This is a genomic window from Acinetobacter sp. YH16031 (genome assembly GCF_013417335.1).
Classification (GTDB): Bacteria; Pseudomonadota; Gammaproteobacteria; order Pseudomonadales; family Moraxellaceae; genus Acinetobacter.
Map to the genome: position 1 here is coordinate 1 of NZ_VPED01000190.1, position 1,098 is coordinate 1,098.

At 34.9% G+C, this 1,098-nt stretch carries 2 protein-coding genes; both read right to left on the minus strand.

Features of this window, described 5'->3' with window-relative positions:
- Window positions 1-270: 270 nt before the first annotated feature.
- Entirely contained in the window at window positions 271-573 is a 303-nt protein-coding gene (locus FTV31_RS17075) for a hypothetical protein (RefSeq protein WP_179995781.1), read from the minus strand.
- Window positions 574-646: 73 nt separating this feature from the next.
- The coding region (locus tag FTV31_RS17080) for a plasmid replication DNA-binding protein (RefSeq protein WP_180015829.1) at window positions 647-1,098 on the minus strand (452 nt) is incomplete at its 5' end.

Consider the following 1,098-nt stretch of genomic DNA (forward strand, 5'->3'; position numbering starts at 1 on the left):
CATGATCATTTTTTTGTTGAACAGTGTGAAATATCTGAAGAGTATTTAATTGAGTAAAATGACATTTTCAAATATATAGATTTATTAGTTCTACTAAAATTAACATAATACACCTTATACGAAATGCGTTATAATTCTCTTGAAAATTCAATGCTGTAGTTTCTAGTTTATAGCCCAATCACACCCGATTGGGCTTTTTTTATGATTTTTCATGTTTCACGATCAAAAAACAATCAATGTTCCACGGTTTTGTTTAGCTTTGGCGAATAATCAATGGATGCCATTGAAGCCTCTTAGGTCTTCCGTTTTCTCAAAAATGAAGTCTCTGCGATCCAGGATTAGACAGTTTTTATTGTGTCGTCTAATTGATCGTGTTGCCTTACTGATGTCGTGACAATCCCAAAATCGCTCTGTTCCTGTGATTGCCGCTATGGGGTGTGCATCTTGTGCAATATAAATCAGGGAAACTACTATTTGTCTGCCGTTTTCATAGCGTTTCCTGGCGAATACAACATGATGTGCAATCTTAAGAAATTGGACTGTAGATTTATTTAAGCGTTCTTGAACAGACATAACTTATCTCCAAAAGCATAAGTTATTATATCAACTAATTTACAACTAATTTACAACTAACTGTTGTTTTATATTAGCCATAAGGTTTAAAAAAACGGCTCCAGAACCCCCTTTTTTCTAGTTCTGGCTCAATATGTTCAGGGACAGGAATACGTTTATTCCCGATGACCTCTGATTCCTTAGGAGGCATAGCTATGACGTCCTCTTTTTCTTCTACCGTGGATTCTGCTTGTTTTGATTTTGGATCATCAGATTGCGTTGTATTGGTTTTTGGAGCTTCCAATAGTCGTTGCATAGTTTCAATTTGATTTTGATAGAAGCTTTCTCTATTTTTTGCATCATCTAGCTGATTTTTTAGCAGGTCTATCTGCTGTCTAAGGAGTAAAACTTCTGCCGAATTTGGACTGTCTACTTTTACAGTTTCTTTTACATTCTGTTTTTGTACTGGCTCACCAAATACCCGGATCGCTTCTGCAAGATCAATCTTATTATCAGAATTTTTACTTAAAATACCTTTCTTTATAT